This is a genomic window from Streptomyces sp. GD-15H (assembly GCF_045291515.1).
In the GTDB taxonomy this organism is placed as follows: Bacteria; Actinomycetota; Actinomycetes; order Streptomycetales; family Streptomycetaceae; genus Streptomyces.
Window position 1 is genome coordinate 7,410,577 of record NZ_CP149447.1, and the last position, 23,456, is coordinate 7,434,032.

A 23,456-nucleotide genomic window follows, 5' to 3' on the forward strand; every position below is an offset into this window, starting at 1 on the left:
GAAACAATCACTGTCTCGGAAGAAATCTTCTGCCGCCGGCGCCCGGTGACGACAACCGGTGCGGTCGTGCGACACCGGGCGCCCCGGCTTGTGAACTCAGGCCTCGTACAAGGCGTTCTGTGCGGTACGGGCCACCTTGTCGTTATCCGTCCCGCTCGGCAGGCCGGCCGACACCCAGGCGGCCACGACGGTCCGCACCCGTGTGACCAGGGATTTCTTGTTGCCGAAGGGCACTCTCGTCCAGATCTCGTCCAGCGGGGTGACGCCGTCGCCACTCCGGGAGGGAGAGGAGGCGCCGGAGCCGGGAGTGCCGAAGATCAGATGCGGCTCCGAGCACCGGAAGCAGGCGCCGGGGGCCGGAGTGCCTGACGCCGCATGCCCGTTGACGGTCGCCCGGAATCCTTCGGTCGCCCAGGACGGCACGCGCAGCAGCAGGGCGAACGAGGCGCGGCCGCCGATGGTCAGCGTGCTGCCCTGCCCGGGCGGGTAGTCCCGCACATGGCCGGGCGTCAGGCCGGTCGAGCCGAACGCGTCAGCCAGTCGTACGCGGTCCGTGCCGTGAACTCCCGCTGGCCGCCCCGCAGCAGCAGCCCGGCGGTGGCGAACTCCGGGGCGTCGGCCTGCGCCGCGACATACGGGATCGCGATGCAGCGCATGCCCGCGGCGTGCGCGGCCGCTGCGCCCGGGACGGCATCCTCCAGCACCACGCAGTCGGCCGGGTCCGCGCCGAGTCGGCGGGCCGCCTCCAGGAAGACGTCCGGAGCGGGCTTGCCGTGCGCGACCTCCTCGGCCGAGACGGCGAGGGGCAGATACGAGTCCAGGCCCGTGCCGGTCAGGATCGCCTCGATCGCCTCGGGCGAGGAGCCGGAGGCCACGGCCATCGGAACGCCGTCGGCCGCCAGCAGTTCGACGAATGCGCGCATCTCGGGGTACGCGCGCGTGGAGGCACGGGCCAGCCCGAGGTAGTGACGGTTCTTGACGCTCAGCAGCTCCTCCACCGGGGCCCGCAGCCGGTACCGCTCCCGCCAGTCGGCGATCGTCTCCCGGGTGCTGATCCCGACGTAGCGCTCGTGCTCCGTCCAGGAGAAGTCCGGCACGCCGTACTCGGCGAGGGTCAGCCGGCCCGCCTCGTAGTAGTTCGGCTCGCTGTCCACGAGTGTGCCGTCGAGGTCGAAGACGACCGAGAGTGTGTCGAGAGTACTCATGGGGCCCAGGATGCCAAGGCGTCCAGGACGCCAGGAGCTACGCCCGAGCCGTCCGGCCGATCCGACCTCATCAGGGGGAAACGGCCGGTGAGCATCCCTCGCTTTCCATCCGGTCGAGACGGGCCTGGAGAGTGCCGCGTGCGGTGCCTGAGTAGGCGAACCGAGGCTTTTGGTCTAGACCTGAAGGGATTGGCTGCTAGCGTCACTCCGGTCGGTACGAAACCGGCGGAGACCGGCAGGGGGATCAGTTGCGGACGGCGGGGAGCCAGAGGGGATCAGACGTGACGGACGGCAGGCGGCGGGCGTTCATCGGATCGTTCACGGCGGCGGGAGGCCCAGGCCTCGTCACCGCCTCTCTCGCCCCCGACGGCGGAGCACTGACCGTCCTGGGCACCCTGAACGATCTGCCCGACCCCTCCTACCTGGCGCTCTCGCCCGACGGACGGACGCTCTACGCGGTCAGCGAGACGGCCGAAGGGGCCGTGGCCGCGTATCGGGTGTCCGGTGCCGGTGCCGGTGCCGGTGCGGAGGACGGGGACGTACCCGAGGCCGGCCCTCCGGTGCCGGTCCATGCGAACGGGCCGACCCACCTCTGCGTCTTCGCCGGACACGTCCTCACCGCCAACTACGGCTCCGGCAGCGTCACCGCCGTCCCCGTCCGCGCCGACGGCGACCTGGTGCGGTCTGCCTCCGGAGTGTTCCGGCACACCGGTTCGGGTCCCCACCCGCAGCGCCAGCAGAGGCCGCACGCCCACCAGGTACTGCCCGACCCGAGCGGCCGCTGGGCGGTCGGCGTCGACCTCGGCACGGACTCGGTGCGGGTGTACACCCTGGCCGACGGTGCTCCCGTGCAGCACCGCGAGGTCGCGCTGCGCCCCGGCTCCGGCCCCCGTCACCTGGCCTTCCATCCGGACGGCACACGCGCGTACGTCCTCAACGAGCTCAGCCCCACCCTGGTCGCCTGCCGCTGGGACGCCGCCGAGGGCGTGCTCCGACCGCTCACCGAGATCCCGGTCCTGCCCGGCACCCCGGCGGGCGACGCCTACCCGTCGGGCGTCGCCGTCTCGCCCGACGGACGCTTCGTATGGACCGCGACCCGCGGCGAGGACGTGCTGTCGGTCCTCGCGGTCGGGGGACAGGAGTACGGGATGGCCGGGCTGCGGCTGATCGCCACCGTGCCCTGCGGCGGTCACTGGCCCCGCGCGCTCACCGAGTCCCACGGCTTCCTGTACGTCGCGAACGAGCGCTCCGGGGACGTGACCTGGTTCGCGGTCGACCCGGACACGGGAGTACCCCGGCGCGGCGGTGCGATCCCGGTACCGGCGGCGTCCTGCGTGGTCGTCGGCTGAGAGCCGCCACCCCGGCGGGCCCAGGCCGAACCGGCCCGCTCCGATGGTCGGAGCGGGCCGGTTCGGCGTCGTACGAGCGGATGAGCCGCCCCGGTCAGTGCGCCGGGGTGCTCTGCGCCTGCTGCGGGGTGATGCCCAGCGCGGACGTGTACTTGGCAAGGGCGAGCTTTCCGATCGCCGGGTAGGGGCCCAGCGCCTCGGCGGCGGAGCAGCCGACCTCCTTCGCGGCCTCCTCGACCAGGCTCGCGTCGATCTCGGGACCGATCAGGTACGGCGCGAGAGCCAGCTGCTGCGAACCGGAGTCGCGCAACTGCTCGGCCACCGACGCGATCGACCCCTCCTCGTCCAGGGCCGCCGCCATCACCGGCACGGCGAGACGCGCGGCGAGCAGCATGCCGGTGATCCCGGCCGCCTGCACGGCCTCGTCACCGCCCACGGAGGCGAGGATGATGCCGTCCGCGGCGGTCGCCACGGTGAACAGCCTGGCACGGTCGGCGCGGGCCAGACCTGCCTCGGACAGCCGCACGTGCAGCGCCTCCGCGAGCAGCGGGTGCGGACCGAGCACATCGGTCAGCTCGGCGGCGACGCGGCTGTCCATCACGGCCTGACGGACCTGGCGCAGCAGCGCGCTGTCCGGGCCGGCGAGCAGCGGCACGACGACGGCGACGGGGCCGTCCGGCTCCTTGACGTCCAGGCCGGCGGCACGAGCCTGCTCGAAGCCGGCGGTCCGCTCCTCGGCGGCGTGCGCGAGCACCGCCTGCAGCGTGGGAAACTCCTCGTCGTCTCCGTCGAGGTAACCGATCCGGGCGTCCAGGCCGGGGAGCTCGGAGCGGGCGATGCTCACGACCTCGTCCGCGAGGGATCGGGTGGCGCTGCTCGGAGTACCCGGCACGGCGAGGACGAGCGCGGGCGCGCCCTCGGGAGCCACCAGCGGCTCGGGGCGGCGGTGCCGTCCGGGCTGGCGGGGGCGCGGCATTCGTACTGGCAGGCCGGACGCGGGCCCAGTGGGGGTGCTCATGGAGCGGAATGTTAGTGGTTTCCTGGGCTCCTCTGTTCGGGGAGGGTGCGTCTGCGTGACATCCCTCCGGATATGTCTGATGTGTTATGTGCCGACATCGGGTGCATCGATGCCCCCTCCACCTGCCGGACTCGTCACCCACAGCATCTTCTCGTCACCCGGAAGGGTGAACGAACCGGCCGCGAGGTCGGTGGCGATACGCACCGCCCCGTGCAGCGGATCGCCCTCGGCCGCCACCCGCCGAGCCCTCGGCAGCCGTTTCGCCAGTTCCTCGTCCAGGGGTACGAGAAGCGGGTCGCCCATGTGGAACAGGCCACCGGTGAGCGCCACCAGCGGCTCGACCGAACCCGGCCCCGCGTCGGCACCCCCGCCCGAACCCGCCTCCGGGCAGACGGCCGCCGCCGAGTCGGCCATGTGCCGGGCGGCCGCCCGCAGGATGTCCGCGGCGACGGCGTCATCGTCGGCGCACTCCGCCACCCGGGGTGCGAAGGAGGCGAGGACGGCCGGCCGGTCGGTGCGCGGATACAGGTGGCCCGGCAGTGCCGTCGCCGGGCCGAACATCTCCTCGGCGCACTCCAGCAGCCGTCCGGAGCCGCCGTCCCGTCCGTCGTGGGCGCGCAGCGCCGCCTCCAGGCCTGCCCGCCCGATCCACGCGCCGCCACCGCAGTCGCCGAGCAGATGCCCCCAGCCGTCCGCCCGGCGCCACCCGGCCAGATCGGTGCCGACGGCGATCAGACCCGTACCGGCGGCGACCACGGCACCCGGCCGGGGCCCCAGGGCGCCGACGTAGGCGGTGACGGCGTCGGCGGCCAGTGCCACGCGCCGTACGCCCAGCTCGCGGGCCAGCGCCCCCGGCAGTTCGGCACGCAGCGCGTCCCCGAGGCTGGCCAGCCCTGCCGCACCGACGGCCGCCGTGTCCAGCCGCCCGATTCCGGCCTCGGCGGCCAGCCCCCGTGCCATGGGCACGAGTTGCCCCATCAGATGCCCCGGGTCGATCCCCCGGGCGCCCGTCCGCACCGGTTCACCGGAAGCGCCCCGAGCGAGCGGACCGCGCCCGGCGGCACCGACGACGACACGCAGCCCGGAGCCCCCGGAATCCACGGCGACGAATCCGGGCCCGGCGGACGGAGACAATGTGCTCCCCTCCTCCCCGACGACCTCGACGGAGAGGAACACTAGCGCCCGGATGCCTTGCCGGAGTAGGGGCCGGACCGCTCGGTACGGGGTGTCGGGGTGAACCACTAGAGTGATCCGGTGTGGCACCACGACCCTTGCATGAACTTGTTGAGCCCGGCTGGGCGAAGGCCCTGGAACCGGTGGCCGGACGCGTTGCGGCCATGGGGGACTTCCTGCGCGCCGAGGTGGCGGCCGGCCGGACGTACCTCCCGGCGGGAGCGAACGTGCTGCGGGCGTTCCAACAACCCTTCGACGACGTACGCGTTCTGATCCTCGGTCAGGATCCGTACCCCACACCGGGAATGGCGATCGGCCTGAGTTTCGCGGTCTCGCCGGACGTGCGGTCGCTGCCGGGCAGCCTGGAGAACATCTACCGGGAACTGAACGCGGACCTGGGCCTGCCCAGGCCCGCCAACGGCGATCTGACCCCGTGGACCGAGCAGGGGGTCCTGCTGCTCAACAGGGCGCTCACCACCGCCCCGCGCAAGCCGGCCGCTCACCGGGGCAAGGGCTGGGAGGAAGTCACGGAACAGGCGATCCGCGCCCTTGCCGCGCGGGGCGGGCCGTTGGTGTCGATCCTGTGGGGCCGGGACGCGCGCAATCTGCGTCCGCTGCTCGGGGACTATCCCGCCATCGAGTCGGCGCATCCCTCGCCGATGTCGGCGGACCGGGGTTTCTTCGGCTCGCGCCCGTTCAGCCGGGCCAACGACTTCCTGGTCCGGCAGGGTGCCGCCCCCGTCGACTGGCGGCTGCCGTCGTCCCACGAGACGGACGCGGCGGTTCAGCAGGACCGTTGACGCGGGTTCCCGAACCCGCCAGGACCCAGCCGGCACCCGCCCGTCCCCGCCACGGCGCGTCGGGAGACGCCGATGCATGCCGGTCCAGGGTCACGAGAACGGCGATGCGCGACGAGAAGGTGGTCGAGGACAACCCCAACGACCCGAGTCCCGCAGTCCGGGCCTGACCGGTCCGGACTGCGGGGCCTCAGATGTCTCAGGTCCTCAGGCCCCTCAGACCACCGCGGCCCGCACGCACAACACGTCCGGCAGATGCGCCGCGAGCTGTTGCCAGCTGTCGCCGTCGTCGGCCGACGCGTACACCTCACCATTACGGTTGCCGAAGTACACGCCCGCGGGGTTGGCGCCGTCGTGGCACATCGCGTCGCGCAGCACCGTGCCGTAATGGTCTCCCTGCGGCAGGCCCGCGGTGAGCGGCTCCCAGTTCCTGCCCGCGTCCGTGGTACGGAAGACGCGGCAGCGCCGGTCGGCCGGGACACGGTCGGAGTCGGCGTTGATCGGGAACACGTACGCCGTGTCACCTCGGTGCGGATGCGCCACCACCGCGAAGCCGAACGTCGACGGCAGACCCTCGCCGATGTCCGTCCACCGCGCGCCCGCGTCGTCGCTGCGGTACACGCCCCAGTGGTTCTGCAGATACAGCCGGTCCGGTGTCACCGCGTCCCGGGCGACCTTGTGCACGCACTGTCCGAACTCCGGGTTCGGATCCGGCAGGAACACCGCGGAGACACCGGAGTTGGACGGGTCCCAGCTGGTGCCGCCGTCGAGGGTGCGGAACACGCCCGCCGTGGACACGGCCACCGTCACCGCACGCGGATCCCGCTCGTCGGTCAGCACGGTGTGCAGCCCCTCGCCGCCACCGCCCGGCACCCACTTGGAACGGGTCGGATGCTCCCACAGCGGACGGACCAGATCGAAGGTCTCCCCGCGGTCCTCCGAGCGGTAGAGCGCGGCCGGTTCCGTGCCCGCGTACACCACGTCCGGCTCCGCCGCGGCCGGATGAAGCTGCCAGACCCGCTCCAGCGACACCCCCGTGTCCTTGGGGAACTTGACGGCGGGCCGCGCTGGTTCGGTCCAGGTGCGGCCCAGGTCGTCGGAGTGGAACACGGACGGACCCCAGTGCGCGCTGTCCCCGCCGACCAGCAGCCTCGGGACCGCGCCACGGGTGTCGACGGCGATCGAGTACACCGCCTGAGCGTTGAAGTAGGGGCTGTCGTCGAACTCCCAGGTGCCACCCCGTCGGCGCCCGACGAACAGGCCTTTGCGGGTGCCCACGGCGAGCAGTACCTCGGTCATGCCGATCACCTCCGCGACGTCGTCGACGCCCTCGTCGACGCATCCGTTCCAGACACCGGCCAGTCTGCACCCCACCACTGACAGTCACCTTTGGATCAGGCGCCGCCGCAGGTCGGGCCGGTGCGGCGGCCTACATGGCCGGAAGCGCGCGGTCCACGATCGAGCCGAGGTCGGCCCCGTCGGGCAGCGTGCCGAACGCGTGCCCCCAGTCACCGCCGAGCCGCGTCGCACAGAAGGCGTCGGCGACCGCGGGCGGGGCGTGCCGGACGAGGAGGGAGCCCTGGAGGACCAGGGCCAGCTGCTCCACCAGTCGGCGGGCTCCCGCCTGCGAGCCCGCCGCCAGACGGCCCTCGAGTCGGCTCACGGCCGCGTCCAGCCGGGCGTCCGCCCCCCGGGTGAGCGCGAGTTCGGCGAAAAGGGCCTGCGCCGTGGCCGTGTCCCGGCCCAGCGCCCGCAGCACATCCAGGGCGTTGACGTTGCCCGAGCCCTCCCAGATCGACAGCAGCGGGGCCTCGCGGTAGTGCCGGGGCATGCCCGACTCCTCGACGTAGCCGTTGCCGCCCAGGCACTCCAGGGCCTCGGCGGTGAAGGCCGGGCCCCTTTTGGTGACCCAGTACTTGCCGACGGCGGTCGCGATGCGGCGGAACGCGGCCTCCTGCGCGTCCCCGCGCACCGCGCGGTCGGCCGCCCCGGCGAGTCGCAGGGTCAGCGCTGTCGCGGCCTCCGACTCCAGGGCGAGATCGGCCAGCACGTTGCGCATCAGCGGCTGGTCGATCAGCCGGGCCCCGAAGGCACTGCGGTGACGCACATGGTGCCCCGCCTCGACGAGCGTCTTGCGCATCAGCGCCGCCGACATCATCACGCAGTCCAGCCGGGTGCAGTTGACCATCTCGATGATGGTCTTCACGCCCTGCCCCTCCGGGCCGACCAGCCAGGCGACGGTCCCGTCGAACTCCGGCTCGGAGGACGCGTTGGACCGGTTGCCCAGCTTGTCCTTCAGCCGCTGGATACGGAACGTGTTGCGCGTGCCGTCCGGCAGCACGCGCGGCAGCAGGAAGCACGACAGGCCCCCCGGAGCCTGCGCCAGCACCAGGAACAGGTCGCACATCGGTGCCGACGTGAACCACTTGTGTCCGTGCAGCGTGTACACGCCGGGCTCCGCGGTCGGCGCCGCCTTCGTGGTGTTGGTCCGGACGTCGGAACCGCCCTGCTTCTCCGTCATCCCCATGCCGGCCAGCAGCCCGCGCTTCTCGCCCGGCACCCGCAGGCCCGGCTCGTACTCCCGGCTGGTCAGCAACGGCTCGTACACCCGCGCCAGCTCCGGCTGCCGACGCAGGGCGGGCACCGCCGCGTACGTCATGGAGGTCGGACAGCCGTGCCCCGCGTCCGTGTGCCCCCATACGAGTCCGCCGGCGGTGCGCGCGACATGGGCGCCGGGCCGGTCGTCCGCCCAGGGCGCGCCGGCCAGCCCTTCGGCGACGGCCGTGCGCATCAGGTGGTGCCAGCTCGGATGGAACTCGACCTCGTCGATCCGGTTCCCGTACCGGTCGTGCGTGCGCAGTTCCGGCTCGTGACGGTTGGCCTGTTCGCTCCACTCCTGCACCTGAGCACTGCCGGCCAGCCGGCCGAGCCGCCGCAGATCCTCCTCCGCCCAACCGGCGCCCTCGCGCCGCACCCCCTCCAGGAGGGCGGTGTCGTCGGACGCGTCGTAGGGGGCCAGGGGAGTGGGCTGGTTCGGGACGTCGTGCATGGCGTACCCGCGGTGTGCCGCGGATGCCTCCTGTGCCGCATGTCCCTCAGGCGAGGCGGCGAGTCCGCCGTGCTGCTTGTGCCCGCCATGCTGCTCGTGCGCGATTGTCGTGGCCATACGCCGAGTGTTGCATTATTTCTACGATTGCAGCAATGATGCAACACGCGCCATCCGGCAGGACGCCGCAGGGCGAGAAGCGCGCCGTACAGTACGGATTCATGCGGATGAACGACCCGGAGCGAACCGGTGACCTGCGACTGCGTCCCCTGTCCGCGCGGTCGGTTGTGCTGAGCCTGCTGCTCGGGACGCACCCGCCACAGCTTCCGGCGCGGGAACTGGGGAGGCTCGTGGAGGGCTTCGGTGTCGGTGGATCCACGCTGCGGGCCGCCCTCAGCCGGATGGTGGCCGCCGGTGATCTGCTGCGCACCGAAACCGGCGCCGGCTACCGCCTCAGTGACCGGCTGCTCGACCGCCAGACGCGCCAGGACGAGGCCGTACGGCCGAGCACGCGCGCGTGGGACGGTGACTGGGAGATGGTGGTGATCACCGCGACGGGGCGCGGTCCCGCCGAGCGCGCGGACCTGCGCACCCGGCTGGCCGCCCTCCGGCTCGCCGAACTCCGCGAGGGCGTGTGGCTCCGGCCGGCCAACCTGGACCGCCCGCTGCCCGCGGAGCTCGACCAGGTGACCCAGCACTACACGGCTCGCCCCGACAGGCCCGGCGCCGACCTGGCCGGGAGTCTGTGGCCGCTGGACGCCTGGGCGGGCACGGCCCGCGCGCTCCTCGCGCACATCGGTGGCGCCGACCGCCCCGCCGACCGGCTCACCGCCTTCGCGGCCGTCGTACGCCACTTGCTCGCCGATCCCGTCCTGCCTCCGGCCCTCCTCCCCGCCGACTGGCCGGGTCACGCGCTGCGGGCCGCATACACCGACTACCGGCGTGAACTCATCGGCGAGATCCGTGCGAGCGTGGGCGGGACCAGCGGGCCCAGCGGAAACAGCGGGCCGGGCGGGCGGAGGTAGCGCGGACGGGGCAGGCGGTGGGTGAGACGCGGGCCGGCGGCCGTACGGGGCACCGCGCGGGGCGCTCCGTACGGCCGCCGCCTCACCGTGGGGGGCCGTACGACGGGGAAGGCTACCTGTAGGTGATGTCGGACGACCCGTACTTGCAGTATGTGCCGTCGGCGTTCGAGCACGTTGGTGCTGGGCTCCTTGCCGATGTCGTTGCCGATGTACTTCTGGCAGGGGATGATCTTCTTGCTGCTGTCCCCGACGATCGTGATGTCCCGCAGGGTCACGCTGTCGCCGTAGTTGGTGTTGAGCCCGGCGATTCTGCCGCCCTTCCAGTTCACCTCGATCGTGTTGAGGTTGATCGTGCGCTTGTACTGCGTGGAGCAGTTGCCGCAGGAGCGCACGAAGGTGCCGAAGTTCTTGACCGCGAAGTTCGACACGTTCAGCGTTCCAGCGCCGTTGGACTGGAACACCTTGTCGCTGGCTTCCTTCGCCCCGCCGCCGCTGACGTTGTAGACAGCTGACGACGACTTGCCCTTGAAGGTCGCCGCGTCCTCGCCGACGTCCTCCCACCACACGTTCTGCAGCGTGCAGGAGCCCTTGCAGTGGACGCCGTCGGCCGCCGGGGCGCCGAGGACGACGTTCTTCGGGACCGCGTCGTCCGCCAGTTCCAGGATCGGGCCCTGGTCCTCGTCCTGGCTGCCGGAGCCCAGGTCGCCGGTGCCGTAGAGGTGCTTCATCCCGTAGTCCTTGGTGCCGGACACCGAGATGGTGGAGGAGACGCCCTCGCTGCCGTTGGGGGTCGGCCAGGTGGCGGCGCCGGCCGGGGAGGCGCCTGCTGTCATGGGCATGCCAACCGAGAGCCCGGGGGTGGCCAGTGCGCCGGTCAGCGCCCGCCCGTGGGTGCGCGGTGTGGTCACAGAAGTCATGTTCCGGTTCCTTCTGGCGCGAGTGGGGGTGTCGGCGACGTGGGGGTGCGGAGGTGTCCTGGGTGCGCGAGGTGCGCGTCGCTGAGCGGAACATAGAGGGATGGCGTTTTCTGATCAACGTCTCGTATGGCGGGTATTCAACCATCTGCATCAGTAGTGAGCGCGTTCTCTTTGGAGAGGCCAGTCCACGTGGAGAGTGCTGCCCTCGAGCCCGCCTCGCGCGCTGCGGTCGGCAGGGGTGGAGCCGGAGTGGGCAGGGGGCGCCACCTCCTCGGCCGTGCGGCCGGAGCGGCACCCGCTCCGCTGACAGGGTGCCGTCCGCCGGTCGGGGTGCGTGTTCGTTCGTAGGGAAAGTGATCACGTGGTTACGTTGCGAGCGTGCTTGAGGAGTCTTTTCTTCATCTTTCCGATCGTTCTCCGGCGGACGGTGCCGTGTCCGTGTGGCCTGCCTGGGAGGTGCGCGAAGGGGAGCACGCGACGCGCTGGTTCGATGTGCGGCTGACCTTCGCGGACGGAGCCGGGGTCGAGGCGCTCGCGATGGTGTCCGGGCACAGCGTCTGCGTCGAGGACGTACGGGCCCGGCCCGCGCTGTCGCTGGAGGACCTGGCGCTGTTCGCCGACTGGATCGAGGGGCCGCTGGCGCGGGCCTGCGGCGCCGAGGACGGACCCGCCGCCGGTGCCCCGTCCGGCACGGGGAGCGGCAGCGCCGCGTGGTCGGACTGCAAGGGCCCGTGGGGAGGCGTTTCGTGGCGCAGGAGTACCGCGCGGCCCAGGAGGAGGGTGCCGACCCGGTCCTCGCCGTGATGTGCGCGACCGGATACAGCAGGCGTGGGGCGTTGCGGGTCATCGGCCGGGCGCGTGATGCGGGCCTGCTGACCCCGCGTCACACCCGGCGATGAACGGCACTGACGCGGGCGTCACAAGAGGTCGCGCATCCGCGTGATCTCGCTCGTCTGCTGGGCGACCACGTCGTCGGCCATCTCCTCGATCTGGATGTTGTTGCCCTGTGCCTTCACGTCCGTGGCCATGGTGATCGTCCCCTCGTGATGGGTGATCATCAATGTGAGGAAGAGCTGGTCGAAGGCCTGTCCCCCGGCCGCGCGCAGGTTCTCGAGCTGAGCCGGGGTCGCCATCCCGGGCATCGCCGCATGGTCGTGGCCGTGCTCGTCGGCTTTTTTGGTCTTCTTGTGCGTCGCCAGCCAGCCCTCCATCGCCTTGATCTCCGGCTGCTGAGCGGCCGCGATCCGCTCGGCCAGCTTGACGATCTTCGGCGACTCGGCGCGATCCGGGACGAGTTCGGTCATCTCCAGGGCCTGGGAGTGGTGCTCGATCATCGAAGCCGAAGGAGATCGCCTACTTCGAGCGGGGTCCGCTGGCCACCGACCGGATCGTCACCGGCGGCTCCTGGTCGGCGTACTACTACAACGGCTACGTCTACTCGAACGACCTCGCCAAGGGCCTCGACGTCCTGAGCATCGACGACCGGCGCACCGACCCGGCCCGCCGGGTCCAACTGCGTGAGCTCAACACGCAGACGCAGCCGGACTACTTCGACTGAGCGTCCGGCTCGGGCCGACGGGCCGGCGCCGAAGACTCCGGCACCGGCTCGGTCGCGAAGAACCGCGACACATCCGTCCGGTTCGGCGCGCCCGCCCCGCCGGCTGCGTCCGTCCGGCCCGTTCCGTCCGTCTCCGTCGCACCCGTCCCGCCGGGCACCTCGGTGCCCGGCGGGACACCCAGCTCCCAGTCGAGCCGGTAGCGCTTGAACAACTCCGCGCGCAGAGCCGCGACGGGCATCGGCGCACCCGGCATCAGGGCCGAGAACACGGCGCCCATCAGCAGGGCGCGCAGCATCGGGTAGTCGCTGTCGACCTCGCTGGAGCCGTGCCGGGCGACGGTGTCGCTGAGCAGTTCGGCCAGACGCCGCTGTTCGGGACAGGGCAGGAAGCCCTCGGCCTGCAGCAGCCCGGCCATGTGCTGGCGCATCAGTATGGGACGGTCGTGGGCCAGGCCCAGGATCGCGTCGATGGCCCGCGCCATCCGCTCCTGCCCGTCGTCGGTGCGCGGTTCGCGCTCCAGTGCCTCCTCCAGCGTCCGGTGCATCAGCCGGTGCACCGCGGACTGCACCAGATGGCGCTTTCCCGGGAAGTAGTAAGACACCAGACCCCGCGCGGACCCCGCGCGGTCGGCGATGTCGCCGAGCGTCGTCGCCTCGTATCCGCGCTCGCTCACCACTTCGACGGCAGCCTGCAGAAGCCGTTCCTTCGAACGTCTCCGCAATTCTTCATTGACCGAGGGGCTGCGCGGGGACATGCTGGACTCCTGCGTTGACTGGCTGCCAGCCAACTATACTCAACGCGTCCGGTCAGGACCCTGGTGGGTCCACTCCGGGCTGTCGTCCTCCTCGGGCGACGCGGGGGATCGCCCGAGGAGAGCGGCACGGACGAGGCGCCGCCATCCCGGCCCTGCGGCTGCCGCCAGGCCGCCCGGTGCGTCCGGGCCTCGCGCGTTCCGCCGGGCCCGCACCGAGAAGTGGTCACGGAGGTCCCGCGGGAGATCTCCGGGAGACGCGGTTCGTGCGGTCTCACGGGTGCCGCTGGTGGGCGCGCACCGCCACGGCCACGACCAGGGCGCCGAAGAGCCAGCCCCCGAGCACGTCCGTCGCCCAGTGGACGCCGAGCCAGACGCGGGTGAGGCCGACGCCGCCCACCGAGAGCGCCGCCACGGTCACGGCCCCTACCCACACGGCCCGGCTCACGCCGTGCCGGTGCAGGAGCCACAGCAGGAGACCGCAGACAACGGTGGCGGTCATGGCGTGGCCCGACGGGAAGGCCGCGTAGTGGGCCGAGTCGACCGGGTTCGGCCACACCGGGCGGGCGCGGCCCACCGCCGCCTTCAGGACCTGCTGCAGCACCGTCCCCACGGCGCAGGTCACCACCAGCCACACCGCGGTCCAGCGGGCCGCGTACCGGAACACCAGCAGCAGTGCGACCGCCCCGGCCAGCAGGCGCATGGTCCACGGGTCCCAGACCCAGTTCGTCAGGACGCGGGCCGTCTGCGTCAGCCCCGGTTCGTCGACCGCCCAGCGGTGCGTGGTACGGGCGAGGTCGCCGTCCACGCCGACCAGCGGACGCCACTCGGCGCCGACCAGGAGCAGCAGCAGTACCGAGCACAGGGCGGCCACACCGATGGACAGGGCGGCCAGGCGGCGCCGGTGCTCCGGCGGACGGGACGGCGATTCGGCGTTGGGGGAAGGGTGTGGAGGGAGTGCATGAAGCGATCCTTGCCGACCGCCGGGGTCCGGAGCCAACCCCGACGCCTTGATCGCCCGAAAGCATGGAGTGGAAAGGGCTCTCAGCGCATTCCTCCGGGCGGTTCTACCCCAGCGCCCGCAGCCCCGGTACGAACGCCACCAGGACCGGGACCACCGGAACCAGTGAGGCCACGGCCGTCAGCCGCAGCCGGCGCCCCGCCGTGAGCCGGTCCGGGGGAGTCAGCAGCCGGTGCACCCGGGCCCGGACCTGGCCCTGGGAGGCCGGGCAGGGGCCGAACACCCCGCGGTGCTCGTTGAGCTCGACCAGGGCGAGGGCGGTGGTCAGCCGGCCGAAGCGGCGGGAGGCCGTGTCGTCGGCGGCGAGCTCGACCAGCCGGTGCATCTCCTCGCGGAACGCGGCGAACACGGGTACCCGTGCGAACCCGTCCGCCAGCGCGGCGGAGCAGTGCAGCAGCCAGTCGTGCCGGGCCCGCGCGTGCCCCCGCTCGTGCGCGAGGACGGCGTCCAACTGGCGGCCCTTCAGCCGGCGCAACGCCGCAGTGGTGACGACCAGCCGGGGCGGGGAGCCGGGAAGCCACCACGCATCGGGGCGCTCACCCTCCAGGACCACCAGCCGGTCCGAGTCGGGCTCCTCGCCGGGCAGCAGCGGCGCCCGCACCAGGAGTTCGTCCTGCCGGGTCCGCCGCCGGGCACGGGCCCGTACGACCTCGCGGACCAGCATCGCCGCGCTCCACAGCCCACCGCACGCCAGCGCGACCGCGGTGGTCGCGGCCAGAGGGCCAGCCGTGCCGAGGGTGTACGCCTCCACGACCCCGCTCGGTGCCGTCGCGAACACCGGACCGCCGACCGCCCGCGAGGCGGCCGCCGCGCTGAACGTCATCGACAGGGCACAGCACAGCAGCACGGCCGCGATCACACACTGCCACACCCACAGCGCCACCACCGGCTCACGGTCCGGCCAGTCGGCCCGCGCGAGCAGCCTGGGACCGACGACGGCGGTCAGGACGCCGAGCAGCAGCAGTGCCGCGGGGAGCATCATGCGGCCAGCCTATGAGCGCGGACCACTCCCGGGTACGGCCCACCGGGCAAAGTGACGCAGGCAACGGTCCCGCCCATCGGCCCGCGGCCGCCCGCCCCGCCTCACATCGTGAGCAGCATCGCCACCATCGCGATCCCCATGGCCAGCCGGCACGCCCGCGCCAGCTCGGGCCGGTCACCCCAGCCCGAAGCCCCGGAGGACCCCGCACCGGTGGTCGCCAGGCGCCCCGGCACGGCGGCCACCGGCACCAGCCGTACGCCCGTCACCAGCACGTATCCGGCGAAGTACAGCAGCAGGATCCCGGTCAGCACGGGTATGCCCGCGCCGCCGTGCCCGTGCCCTTGGCCGGGGGAGACGGCCATCGCCACCGCCATGTAGGCCATGGACCCGGCGCCCACCGGATGGTGCAGATGGCGGGAACTCGCGCGTTCCGCCCACAGGGCGTGCAGCGCGGCCGCGCCGAACACCACCGCCCAAGCGGGCCACGCCCACGAGGGCGGGGTGAACACCGCCGCCGGTACGGCCATCACGGCCATGCCGAAACCCATCAGCGCCTCACCGCCCGCGGCACGGCGCTGCTCCTCGACACTGCTGCGCATCCGCAGCAGACAGTAGGCGCCGGTCGCCGCGCAGAGCGCGACCAGCAGCCAGCCGGAGGCCTCCGGTCCGTGCACGCGAGCCTCCCCCGGGGCCTTCCTCGCCGGACGGATGGACCCCTCCACAGTCGGTCAAAGCATGCCCCCGCTCGAAGGCGTGCACGCGAGCGCACAGGGGTACATAGGGGAGCATTCGGGGGAGCACCGCAGGTCACGGAGATGCTTTACGAGTAAAAGACCTGGTAGCGTTATACGTCATGAGCAGTGCGACCCCCCATCCCGGCCCGAACCCCGCCCCCACGCCGAAGCCCAAGCCCCGGCGCTTCCCGCTGGTCGACGTACTGCGCGTCGGACGGCCCTCCAACATCTGGTTCAAGCCCGCCTTCAGCGCGGTGGCCGCGGTCGCACCGCCCAACCTGATTCTGGTTGCCCTCGGCCGACTGGATCTCGCCGCCTACACCATGGCCGGTTCCCTGTGCGCCCTCTACGCCCACAACCGCCCGTATGCCGCCCGCGCCAAGGCCCTCGCGGGAGTGGTGATCGGCATGGTCGCCGGTCTCGCCGTGGCCCTGGTCGCGGCCTCGCTCACCAGCAACGCGGTGAGCCTGGTCGCCGTCGGCGCCGTCATGGCCGCCGTGCAGAAGGTGTTGTGCGACGTCACGCGCATCGGCCCGCCCGGCAACGTGATCCTCACCTTCGTCAGCTCCGCCTCGTTGTTCGTCCCCCAGACCCTCGGACAGGTCCCCGGCCACGTCGCCCTGGCCGCGCTGGCCGGCGTCTGGTCCTGGCTGGTCGGCATGGCACCCGCACTGGTCCGGCCGCACGGCCCCGAGCGCCGCGCCACCGCCGACGCCCTGAACGCCACCGCCGCGTACGCCGAGACCGGCGGTACCGGCGACGGCCACACACGGGCCCGTGCCGCCGCCTACGCCGCCGTGCAGGCCGCCTGGCAGTGTCTGCTCCTCACCGGGCCCCGCTCCGTCGCCACCCGCCGGGCCCTCGAACGGTTGGTCATTCGCGCCGAGATCGCGCTCGCCGCGCCGGCGGAGGCCGACCCCGCGCGGCTGCGCGCCCAGGCCCGTGAGCTGCGCGGCGCGGGGCGTATCCCGGGCGCCGACGATCCCCGCTCGGGGGCCGACGAACTCCTCGGTGTGGCCGCCGAGCGCGCCGTCCCCCACCGCTCCCTGTGGTCCCGGCTGGGACCGCTCACCCCTGTCGCCGTGCGCACCGCCCTCGGTTGCGGCCTTGCCGGATACGCCTCCCTCGCCCTCGGGGTCGGGCGGCCCTACTGGGCCCTGACCACTGCCGCCGCGCTCTACCAGGCCAATATCACCCTCACCTGGAGCCGGACCGTGCAGCGGGTCGTCGGCAACCTCATCGGCGTGCTGATCTTCGCGGCCGTCGCCCCGATCGCCAACCTCGGACCGCTCGCCCTCGTCCTGTGCTGCCTCGTCTTCAACTTCGGCGCCGAGGCGCTCATCGGCCGCAACTACTGGCTCGGCAGCGTCTGCGTCACCCCGCTGGCCCTGCTCGTCACCGAGTTCCCCGGTTATCAGGACACCGGCTCCCTGGTCACCGACCGTGTGGCGGACACCCTGGTCGGCGCGCTGGTCGGCTTCGCCGCCGCTCTGGTGGTCACCAACCGGCGGGCGGGCAACCGCGTCGCGACGGCGCTCACCACAGCCGGCCTCCGGCGCGAACACGCGGACCGGCTCCTGGCCGACCCGCAGGCCGACCCCACCGCCCTGGAGACCGCTCGGCGCCGCCTGGCCGCCGCCCTCGTCGACCTGCGAGCCGCCGCCGACGCGGCCGCGGGCGAATGGTGGCTTCGCACGCTGCCGCAGGAGCATGTCGTGCTCGCCGAGCAGGAGGGGCACCGTACGCTCGCGGCGACGGTACGACGCCAGGGGTTGCTGACCGACCCTGGCGGGGACCCGAACCCCGGCACGGACATGAACCCCGGCACGGACATGAACCCGGTCACCGATCCGGGCACGAACACGAAGGACATACGGCCATGACGGCGACCGAACGGCCCCCGGCCGACGCAGGACTTCAGGCCGAGGCAGGACTTCCTGCCGACGGGGACTCCCGGCCGGCGCGGGGAACTCGTCCGGCGCGGGGCTTCCGGCGACCGACGGCGACACCGTGGCCGCGGTGGTCCGGCAGTGGCGGGCCGTGTACCCCGGCCTCGACACCGGACCCATGGAGGTCATCGGGCGCATCAACCGCTGTGCCGCCCTGCTCCAGCAGGCCGAGGACGCACCACTGAGCCGGGCGGGACTGACCCGCTCCGAGTTCGACCTGCTCGGCGCGTTGCGCCGCACCGGGCACGAACTGACTCCGGGCGAACTGGCGCGCGAGACCTTCTCCTCGGGCGCCGCCGTCACCAAACGCCTCAAACAGCTCACCGGGCGCGGCCTGGTGGAGCGCCGCGGCGACCCGCGTGACCGCCGCATGGCCCGGGTCCGCCTCACCGACGCCGGGCGGGACGTCGTCGACGGCATCATGCCCGCGCAGCTCGTCTACGAGAACGCCGTGCTCTCCGGTCTGGACGGGCCGGAACTCGGTGAGCTGGCGGCGCTGCTCGGCGGGCTGCTGGGACAGTTGGAAGGACGCCTGGGCGCCGTGCGGGCATGACACGCCACGCCCCGGACTCGGATCGCCGGCCTCAGATTCCCGGCCGGTACCGCAGCGGATGGTCGGCCGGGGTCTCCACCAGGACGATCGGAGTGCCGTCCGGGTCGGCGGTCCACATCTCGATGAGGCCCCAGGGCTCCCGCACCGGCGGCCGGACGATCTCGACGCCCTTGTCCAGGAGCTCCTCGTGGGCCGCCGTCACGTCCGCGACCTGGAGCCACAACCGCGCCGCCGTGGCCGCCGGGGCCGCCGGGGTGTCGGACCGGCCGGACAGCTCCAGGAAGCCGCCGCCGAGGAAGTAGACGGTGCCGCGCTCCAGGCCGGTGCCGAACTCGCGGTACACGGCGAGGCCCAACTGCTCGCCGTAGAAGGCGCGGGAGCGCTCGGGATCGGTGGGGCGCAGCAGGACGCGGCTGCCGAGTACATGCACCATGCGGCCGAGCGTAGTGGCCGGGTTACTCTCTCCCGTGGCCGAGCCACGCCGGAAAGCGATGAAGAGGCAAGCGAGAAACCGGAGAAGCACCCCATGGATACCGTCACCGAGAGCGCACTCACCTTCCGTGACGCCGCCGAAGCCGATGTGGACGCTCTCGTCGCGCTGATCGAGTCGGCGTACCGGGGTGACTCCAGCCGGGCCGGGTGGACCACCGAGGCGGACATCCTCGAGGGGCAGCGGACCGATCCCGAGGAGGTGCGGGAGGTCGTCAAGTCGCCGGACAGCAGGCTGCTGACGGTGGAGCGCGAGGGCCGGATCGTCGCCTGCTGCCAGCTCGAACGCCGCGGCGACCACGCCTATTTCGGCATGTTCGCGGTCAGTCCCGCGCTCCAGGGCGCCGGGCTCGGCAAGGCGATCATCGCGCACGCGGAGCGGCTGGTGCGTGAGACCTGGGGCGCGAATGAGATGCACATGACCGTGATCTCGGTGCGCGAGGACCTGATCGCCTGGTACGAGCGGCGCGGCTACCGCCGTACGGGAAGGACGACGCCCTTCCCGTACGGCGACGAGCGGTTCGGCATTCCGCAACGTGCCGACCTGCGGTTCGAGCTGCTGGTCAAGGAACTGGCCTGACGGCCGTCACGCGGTGAAGCGGCCGGTGCGCTTGATCTCCGGGTAGTCGGTGGTCGCGCCGTCGAGCCCGAGGGCCCGGACCAGCCTGAGGTGGTCCTGCGTGTTCACCACCCAGCCGATGATCCTCAGGTCCGCCTTGCGGGCCTGCTCGACGATCTCCAGGGTGAGGCGGCGGATGTTCAGGCAGACGGTCGCCGCACCGGCCCCGACGGCCCGCTCCACGACGTCCGTGCTGTACCGGCTGGCTACGAGCGCGGTGCGGACCCCGGGCACCAGGCGCGCGATCTCGGTGATCGCGTCGTCGTGGAACGAGGACACCTCGATCCGGCCCGTCAGGCCCCGCCGGTTCATCACCTCGGCCAGTGCCCTGGCTGCCTGTACGTCCTTGATCTCGGCCTGCAGCGGTACGTGGACGGCGTCCAGCACCTCCTCGAAGACGGGGATCCGCTCGCCGCGACCGGCGTCCAGGGCGCGCAGTTCGGCGACGGTCCGGTCGGCGATCGGGCCCGTGCCGTCCGTCGTGCGGTCCAGTTCCGCGTCGTGCATGACGACGAGCTCGCCGTCCTTGCTCAGATGCAGATCGAGCTCGATGACGTCGAGGCCGGCCTCCTGGGCGGCGACGAAGGACCGGAGGGTGTTCTCGGGCTCGACACCCATGACTCCGCGGTGACCGATGGTGAGGAAGTTCAAGATCCGACTCGCTTCCGTCGACGGCGGCACAGGGCCGCGTCCCTACGGCCCTCCTGGACCGTATCGCCTGTGCCCGTTTCGTCCAGACGCTGAACATCGTTTCTAAGGAGTGTCGTCCACCCGTGTGAGGGGCAGGAAAAAACGCGGTGATGACCGGGGTGGCGCAGGATAATTTGCGGAAGCTCCCCTTGCTGGGAGAAACCCCGTACGTATACGGTCGTCGTACGCAGGTTCTTCGGCGAAGGATGGGATATGACGGAAATTCTTGTGCGGATGGGTATGGAGGGGAGCGTTCCTCCGGCAGCAAGGGTGGTCGAGCACCCGGCATGGCCCGTGCTCAAGGATGCCGTGCAGCGAATCCGGCCCTGGCAGGCGAAGGACGGCTCGATCGACTTCGACGCCGAGGCCGCCCCGGCCCGCGCCGAGGCCGAGGCCGCGGTGCGCCGGGTGACCGAGGCGCTCGACGAGCTGTCCCCGCTGCTCCCGCACGACCGCGCCTACCACGAGGCCCTGGTGAAGGATCTGCGCCGCTGGGCCGAGGGCGGCTTCGAGGTGCCCGACTTCCTCGACTCGCTGCTGGCCTTCCATCCGGCGGCGCACCGCGAGGACGGCCTCCAGCACCTGGTCGTCTTCCCGATGTACACGCAGAACGGCAACCCGAACCGCAACCTCGAGGCGGTCGTGCTGCGCATGGTCTGGCCCGACTGGCTGGCCGAGCTGGAGCGCACCCGCTACGACAACCCGCTGTTCTGCGGCATCTCGTTCGAGGACTTCACCGCGGGCTACGACACCAACTCCGCGGTGCTCTTCCCCGAGACCATCGCCGTGCGCGAGGCCCCCGAGCGGTTCACCTGGGGCGGCATCTTCTGCGACCGCGAGGCCGCCCGCTTCCGCCGGGTGACCGCCGCCGCCGTCGACATCCTGGGCCTCGAGCTGCCCGACGACGTCGCCGCGCTGGTGCACGACCAGAAGCGCTGCGAAGAGGCGTTCGTCCTGTGGGACATGGTGCACGACCGCACCCACAGCCACGGCGACCTGCCCTTCGACCCGTTCATGATCAAGCAGCGCCAGCCGTTCTGGATGTACGGCCTGGAGGAGCTGCGCTGCGACCTCACCGCCTTCAAGGAGGCCGTCAAGCTCGCCGGCGACGGCGTCCCGCAGGCACGCGACGTGCAGGTCGCGGTGCTGTTCGACCGGATGTTCCGCTTCCCGGTCACCGGCGAGCGGGTCCGCAACTACGACGGCCTCGGCGGCCAGCTGCTCTTCGCCTACCTGCACAAGCACGACGTCGTCCGCTGGACCGACAACAAGCTCAGCATCGACTGGGACCGCGCCCCGCAGGTCACCAACCAGTTGTGCGCCGAGATCGAGACGCTGTACCGCGACGGCATCGACCGCCCGAAACTCGTCCACTGGTTCGCCGGCTGACGAGCTGGTCTCCACCTATCTCTCCCCGCACCCGGGATCCAAGTGGGCCAAGGGCCCCGAGGCCCTGGACCTGACGCAGCCGCCGCGGAAACTCGTCGATGACGTGCTTCCGGACGAGTTTCCGCTGAGCATGTTCTATGAGGCACTGTCCAAGAAGCTGAAGAACGTGATCGCCTCCACCCGGGGCATCACGGCGGACAGCGCCGAGCGGGTCGCCGCGTGAGCGATCTCGTTCACAACACTGCTCAGGAGGCGAGGACCATGGGGCACGGGGCGCTCGACGGTGCGGTGATCGCGGTGGCCGGCGCGGGGGACCCGCGGGGCGTGCGGCACTGCTCAGGCTGGCCGAGGCGGGGGCGACGGTGGTCGGCTCCGACAACGACCCGGAGCGACTGGCGGAGGCCGTGGACGCGGCGCGTTACGCGCACGGCGGCGCCACCGTCATCGGTGACACGGTCGACCTGCTCGACCTGGACTCCACCCGCGAGTGGGCCACCCGCACCGAGAAGGAGTTCGGCCGGGTCGACGGCCTGGTCCATCTGGTCGGCGGCTGGCGCGGCAGCGAGACCTTCACCAAGACCAAACTGGACGACTGGGACCTGCTGGAGCTGTTGCTGGTACGCACCGTGCTGCACACCTCCCTCGCCTTCCACGAGGCGCTCCAGCGCAGCGACCGCGGCCGGTACATCCTGATCAGCGCGGCCGGCGCCAGCAAGCCCACCGCGGGCAACGCCGCTTACGCCGCCGCCAAGGCCGCCGCCGAGGCGTGGACGCTGGCCATGGGCGACTACTTCCGCAAGGCCGGGGGCGAGCACGGGCCCACATCGGCGGCTGCGATCCTGGTGGTGAAGGCGTTGGTGCACGACGCGATGCGCGCCGACCGCCCCAACGCGAAGTTCGCGGGCTTCACGGACGTCAAGGACCTCGCCGAGGCCATCGTCGGCGTCTGGGACAAGCCCGCCGCGGAAGTGAACGGAACCCGTCTGTGGCTCACCGAGAAGCCGTGAACCCACCCAGGACCGACGCACGTCGTCATCACGACCCGGACGTCCGTGGTTTCGCCAGCGACAACTACGCCGGGGCCCATCCGGAGGTGCTCGCCGCCCTGGCCCTGGCCAACGGCGGGCACCAGGTCGCGTACGGCGAGGACGCGTACACGGAGAACCTCCAGCAGGTGATCCGCAGCCACTTCGGCCCCACCGCCGAGGCCTTCCCGGTCTTCAACGGCACCGGCGCCAACGTCGTCGCGCTCCAGGCGGTCACCAACCGCTGGGGCGCCGTGATCTGCGCCGAGAGCGCGCACATCAACGTGGACGAGGGCGGGGCGCCGGAGCGGGTCGGCGGGATCAAGCTCCTCACCGTGCCCACCCCCGACGGCAAACTCACCCCCGAACTGATCGACCGGCAGGCGTACGGCTGGGAGGACGAGCACCGTGCCATGCCGCAGGTGGTGTCCATAGCCCAGGCGACCGAGCTGGGCACGGTGTACACCCCGGACGAGATGCGCGCCCTCTGCGAGCACGCGCACGCCCATGGCATGAAGGTGCACGTCGACGGCTCCCGGCTGGCCAACGCCGCCGCCACCCTGGACGTGCCGATGCGCACCTTCACCAACGCGGCCGGCGTCGACCTGCTCTCCCTGGGCGGCACCAAGAACGGTGCCCTGTTCGGCGAGGCGGTCGTGGTGCTCAACCAGGACGCCGTCAGCCACATGAAGCACCTGCGCAAGCTGTCCATGCAGCTCGCCTCCAAGATGCGCTTCGTCTCGGTGCAGTTGGAGGCCCTGCTCGCGCGGGACCTGTGGCTGCGCAACGCCCGTCACGCCAACGAGATGGCCCAGCGCCTCGCCGAGGGTGTACGCGCCGTGCACGGCGTGGAGATCCTCCACCCGGTACAGGCCAACGCGGTCTTCGCCCGCCTGCCGCACGACGTGGGCGAGCGCCTGCGAAAGCGCTTCCGCTTCTACTTCTGGGACGAGGCCGCCGGCGACGTCCGCTGGATGTGCGCCTTCGACACGACCGAGGAGGACGTGGACACGTTCGTGGCGGCGCTCAAGGAGGAGATGGCGCGCCCTTAGGCGGAGACCGCGGCGGCCGAACTCGCCGAGCTGCTGGAGAAGTTCAGCCCCCTGGGGCGCGGATCACCGTGCACCCCGCCGCAGGGGCGGTCCGGGGCGGCCGTGGGTCTGCC

At 72.0% G+C, this 23,456-nt stretch carries 19 protein-coding genes and 6 pseudogenes; 11 read left to right on the forward strand and 14 right to left on the reverse strand.

What is annotated here, in order from left to right; genetic code table 11:
* Positions 1-96 precede the first annotated feature (96 nt).
* Together WJ438_RS35020 and WJ438_RS35025 are read right to left on the reverse strand one after the other, a co-directional pair.
* Entirely contained in the window at positions 97-498 is a 402-nt protein-coding gene (locus WJ438_RS35020; RefSeq protein ID WP_406728767.1) for a hypothetical protein, read from the reverse strand.
* Positions 499-509: 11 nt separating this feature from the next.
* Positions 510-1,205, reverse strand: a complete 696-nt coding sequence (locus WJ438_RS35025; RefSeq protein ID WP_406728768.1) for an HAD family hydrolase — start codon at positions 1,203-1,205, stop codon at positions 510-512.
* Between the two features lie 281 nt (positions 1,206-1,486).
* Here WJ438_RS35025 and WJ438_RS35030 point away from each other — a divergent pair, with 281 nt between their 5' ends.
* Positions 1,487-2,554 (forward strand): lactonase family protein, encoded by a 1,068-nt coding sequence (locus tag WJ438_RS35030; RefSeq protein WP_406728769.1) that lies wholly within the window; start codon positions 1,487-1,489, stop codon positions 2,552-2,554.
* Positions 2,555-2,648: 94 nt separating this feature from the next.
* Here the strand turns inward: WJ438_RS35030 and WJ438_RS35035 are convergent, their stop codons facing one another.
* Positions 2,649-3,572, reverse strand: a complete 924-nt coding sequence (locus tag WJ438_RS35035; protein ID WP_406728770.1) for a sirohydrochlorin chelatase — start codon at positions 3,570-3,572, stop codon at positions 2,649-2,651.
* Positions 3,573-3,656: 84 nt separating this feature from the next.
* A complete protein-coding gene (locus WJ438_RS35040) occupies positions 3,657-4,706 on the reverse strand; it encodes an N-acetylglucosamine kinase (RefSeq protein ID WP_406728771.1) in 1,050 nt (349 codons plus the stop codon).
* Positions 4,707-4,828: 122 nt separating this feature from the next.
* On the opposite strand from WJ438_RS35040, the gene WJ438_RS35045 reads away from it, so the two are divergent.
* Positions 4,829-5,545, forward strand: a complete 717-nt coding sequence (locus WJ438_RS35045) for a uracil-DNA glycosylase (RefSeq protein ID WP_406728772.1) — start codon at positions 4,829-4,831, stop codon at positions 5,543-5,545.
* Positions 5,546-5,758: 213 nt separating this feature from the next.
* On the opposite strand, the gene WJ438_RS35050 is transcribed toward WJ438_RS35045, so the two are convergent.
* Both WJ438_RS35050 and WJ438_RS35055 read right to left on the reverse strand, forming a co-directional pair.
* Complete coding sequence (locus tag WJ438_RS35050) at positions 5,759-6,919, reverse strand: WD40/YVTN/BNR-like repeat-containing protein (RefSeq protein WP_406728773.1); 1,161 nt, start codon at positions 6,917-6,919, stop codon at positions 5,759-5,761.
* A 52-nt stretch (positions 6,920-6,971) separates the two neighbouring features.
* The gene (locus WJ438_RS35055; protein WP_406729901.1) at positions 6,972-8,591 is read right to left on the reverse strand and encodes a DNA alkylation response protein; all 1,620 of its coding nucleotides are present in this window, start codon (positions 8,589-8,591) and stop codon (positions 6,972-6,974) included.
* Between the two features lie 218 nt (positions 8,592-8,809).
* On the opposite strand from WJ438_RS35055, the gene WJ438_RS35060 reads away from it, so the two are divergent.
* On the forward strand, positions 8,810-9,613 hold the full coding sequence (locus WJ438_RS35060; RefSeq protein ID WP_406728774.1) for a PaaX family transcriptional regulator C-terminal domain-containing protein: 804 nt from the start codon (positions 8,810-8,812) through the stop codon (positions 9,611-9,613).
* Positions 9,614-9,725: 112 nt separating this feature from the next.
* Here WJ438_RS35060 and WJ438_RS35065 read toward each other — a convergent pair.
* Positions 9,726-10,530, reverse strand: a pseudogene (locus tag WJ438_RS35065) (pectate lyase).
* Positions 10,531-10,962: 432 nt separating this feature from the next.
* Here WJ438_RS35065 and WJ438_RS35070 point away from each other — a divergent pair.
* Positions 10,963-11,429 (forward strand): annotated as a pseudogene (locus WJ438_RS35070) (DUF6214 family protein).
* 18 nt (positions 11,430-11,447) lie between these two features.
* Here WJ438_RS35070 and WJ438_RS35075 read toward each other — a convergent pair.
* Positions 11,448-11,864, reverse strand: a pseudogene (locus tag WJ438_RS35075) (DUF305 domain-containing protein); the annotation flags it as partial.
* On the opposite strand from WJ438_RS35075, the pseudogene WJ438_RS35080 reads away from it, so the two are divergent.
* Positions 11,861-12,088 (forward strand): annotated as a pseudogene (locus WJ438_RS35080) (hypothetical protein); the annotation flags it as partial. The pseudogenes WJ438_RS35075 and WJ438_RS35080 sit on opposite strands and share 4 nt — an antisense overlap.
* Here the strand turns inward: WJ438_RS35080 and WJ438_RS35085 are convergent.
* The 4 genes from WJ438_RS35085 to WJ438_RS35100 form a co-directional block, all read right to left on the reverse strand.
* Positions 12,076-12,843, reverse strand: a complete 768-nt coding sequence (locus WJ438_RS35085; RefSeq protein WP_406728775.1) for a TetR/AcrR family transcriptional regulator — start codon at positions 12,841-12,843, stop codon at positions 12,076-12,078. The pseudogene WJ438_RS35080 and the gene WJ438_RS35085 overlap by 13 nt on opposite strands.
* A 271-nt stretch (positions 12,844-13,114) precedes the next feature.
* Positions 13,115-13,735 (reverse strand): phosphatase PAP2 family protein, encoded by a 621-nt coding sequence (locus WJ438_RS35090; RefSeq protein ID WP_406729902.1) that lies wholly within the window; start codon positions 13,733-13,735, stop codon positions 13,115-13,117.
* A gap of 172 nt (positions 13,736-13,907) precedes the next feature.
* A complete protein-coding gene (locus WJ438_RS35095; RefSeq protein ID WP_406728776.1) occupies positions 13,908-14,843 on the reverse strand; it encodes a M56 family metallopeptidase in 936 nt (311 codons plus the stop codon).
* Positions 14,844-14,944: 101 nt separating this feature from the next.
* On the reverse strand, positions 14,945-15,517 hold the full coding sequence (locus WJ438_RS35100; RefSeq protein ID WP_406728777.1) for a DUF5134 domain-containing protein: 573 nt from the start codon (positions 15,515-15,517) through the stop codon (positions 14,945-14,947).
* Between the two features lie 179 nt (positions 15,518-15,696).
* On the opposite strand from WJ438_RS35100, the gene WJ438_RS35105 reads away from it, so the two are divergent.
* Both WJ438_RS35105 and WJ438_RS35110 read left to right on the forward strand, forming a co-directional pair.
* The gene (locus tag WJ438_RS35105) at positions 15,697-17,460 is read left to right on the forward strand and encodes an FUSC family protein (protein ID WP_406728778.1); all 1,764 of its coding nucleotides are present in this window, start codon (positions 15,697-15,699) and stop codon (positions 17,458-17,460) included.
* Positions 17,461-17,587: 127 nt separating this feature from the next.
* Positions 17,588-18,079, forward strand: coding sequence for a MarR family winged helix-turn-helix transcriptional regulator (locus WJ438_RS35110; protein ID WP_406728779.1), 492 nt, complete (start codon positions 17,588-17,590; stop codon positions 18,077-18,079).
* 31 nt (positions 18,080-18,110) lie between these two features.
* On the opposite strand, the gene WJ438_RS35115 is transcribed toward WJ438_RS35110, so the two are convergent.
* Positions 18,111-18,512 carry a VOC family protein gene (locus WJ438_RS35115; protein WP_406728780.1) on the reverse strand — a complete coding sequence of 134 codons (402 nt, stop codon included), beginning with the start codon at positions 18,510-18,512 and terminating at the stop codon, positions 18,111-18,113.
* A 93-nt stretch (positions 18,513-18,605) separates the two neighbouring features.
* Between WJ438_RS35115 and WJ438_RS35120 the strand changes: the two genes are divergently transcribed.
* Complete coding sequence (locus WJ438_RS35120; protein ID WP_406728781.1) at positions 18,606-19,148, forward strand: GNAT family N-acetyltransferase; 543 nt, start codon at positions 18,606-18,608, stop codon at positions 19,146-19,148.
* Positions 19,149-19,154: 6 nt separating this feature from the next.
* Here the strand turns inward: WJ438_RS35120 and WJ438_RS35125 are convergent, their stop codons facing one another.
* On the reverse strand, positions 19,155-19,838 hold the full coding sequence (locus WJ438_RS35125; RefSeq protein ID WP_406728782.1) for a glycerophosphodiester phosphodiesterase: 684 nt from the start codon (positions 19,836-19,838) through the stop codon (positions 19,155-19,157).
* A gap of 252 nt (positions 19,839-20,090) precedes the next feature.
* Here WJ438_RS35125 and WJ438_RS35130 point away from each other — a divergent pair.
* The 3 genes and pseudogenes from WJ438_RS35130 to WJ438_RS35140 all read left to right on the forward strand — a co-directional run bounded on the left by WJ438_RS35130 (position 20,091) and on the right by WJ438_RS35140 (position 23,343).
* A pseudogene (locus WJ438_RS35130) lies at positions 20,091-21,489 on the forward strand (DUF6421 family protein).
* 38 nt (positions 21,490-21,527) lie between these two features.
* Positions 21,528-22,273, forward strand: a pseudogene (locus WJ438_RS35135) (SDR family NAD(P)-dependent oxidoreductase).
* On the forward strand, positions 22,270-23,343 hold the full coding sequence (locus tag WJ438_RS35140; RefSeq protein ID WP_406728783.1) for a threonine aldolase family protein: 1,074 nt from the start codon (positions 22,270-22,272) through the stop codon (positions 23,341-23,343). Before WJ438_RS35135 ends, WJ438_RS35140 begins: the two are co-directional and overlap by 4 nt.
* Positions 23,344-23,456 lie beyond the last annotated feature (113 nt).

Bases quoted from the DNA above. Each gene is read 5' to 3' on its own strand.
- WJ438_RS35115 (WP_406728780.1), bottom strand. From the start codon at position 18,512: ATGGTGCATGTACTCGGCAGCCGCGTCCTGCTGCGCCCCACCGATCCC.
- WJ438_RS35025 (WP_406728768.1), bottom strand. From the start codon at position 1,205: ATGAGTACTCTCGACACACTCTCGGTCGTCTTCGACCTCGACGGCACA.
- WJ438_RS35055 (WP_406729901.1), bottom strand. From the start codon at position 8,591: ATGCACGACGTCCCGAACCAGCCCACTCCCCTGGCCCCCTACGACGCG.
- WJ438_RS35120 (WP_406728781.1), top strand. From the start codon at position 18,606: ATGGATACCGTCACCGAGAGCGCACTCACCTTCCGTGACGCCGCCGAA.
- WJ438_RS35035 (WP_406728770.1), bottom strand. From the start codon at position 3,572: ATGAGCACCCCCACTGGGCCCGCGTCCGGCCTGCCAGTACGAATGCCG.
- WJ438_RS35095 (WP_406728776.1), bottom strand. From the start codon at position 14,843: ATGATGCTCCCCGCGGCACTGCTGCTGCTCGGCGTCCTGACCGCCGTC.
- WJ438_RS35105 (WP_406728778.1), top strand. From the start codon at position 15,697: ATGAGCAGTGCGACCCCCCATCCCGGCCCGAACCCCGCCCCCACGCCG.
- WJ438_RS35060 (WP_406728774.1), top strand. From the start codon at position 8,810: ATGCGGATGAACGACCCGGAGCGAACCGGTGACCTGCGACTGCGTCCC.
- WJ438_RS35085 (WP_406728775.1), bottom strand. From the start codon at position 12,843: ATGTCCCCGCGCAGCCCCTCGGTCAATGAAGAATTGCGGAGACGTTCG.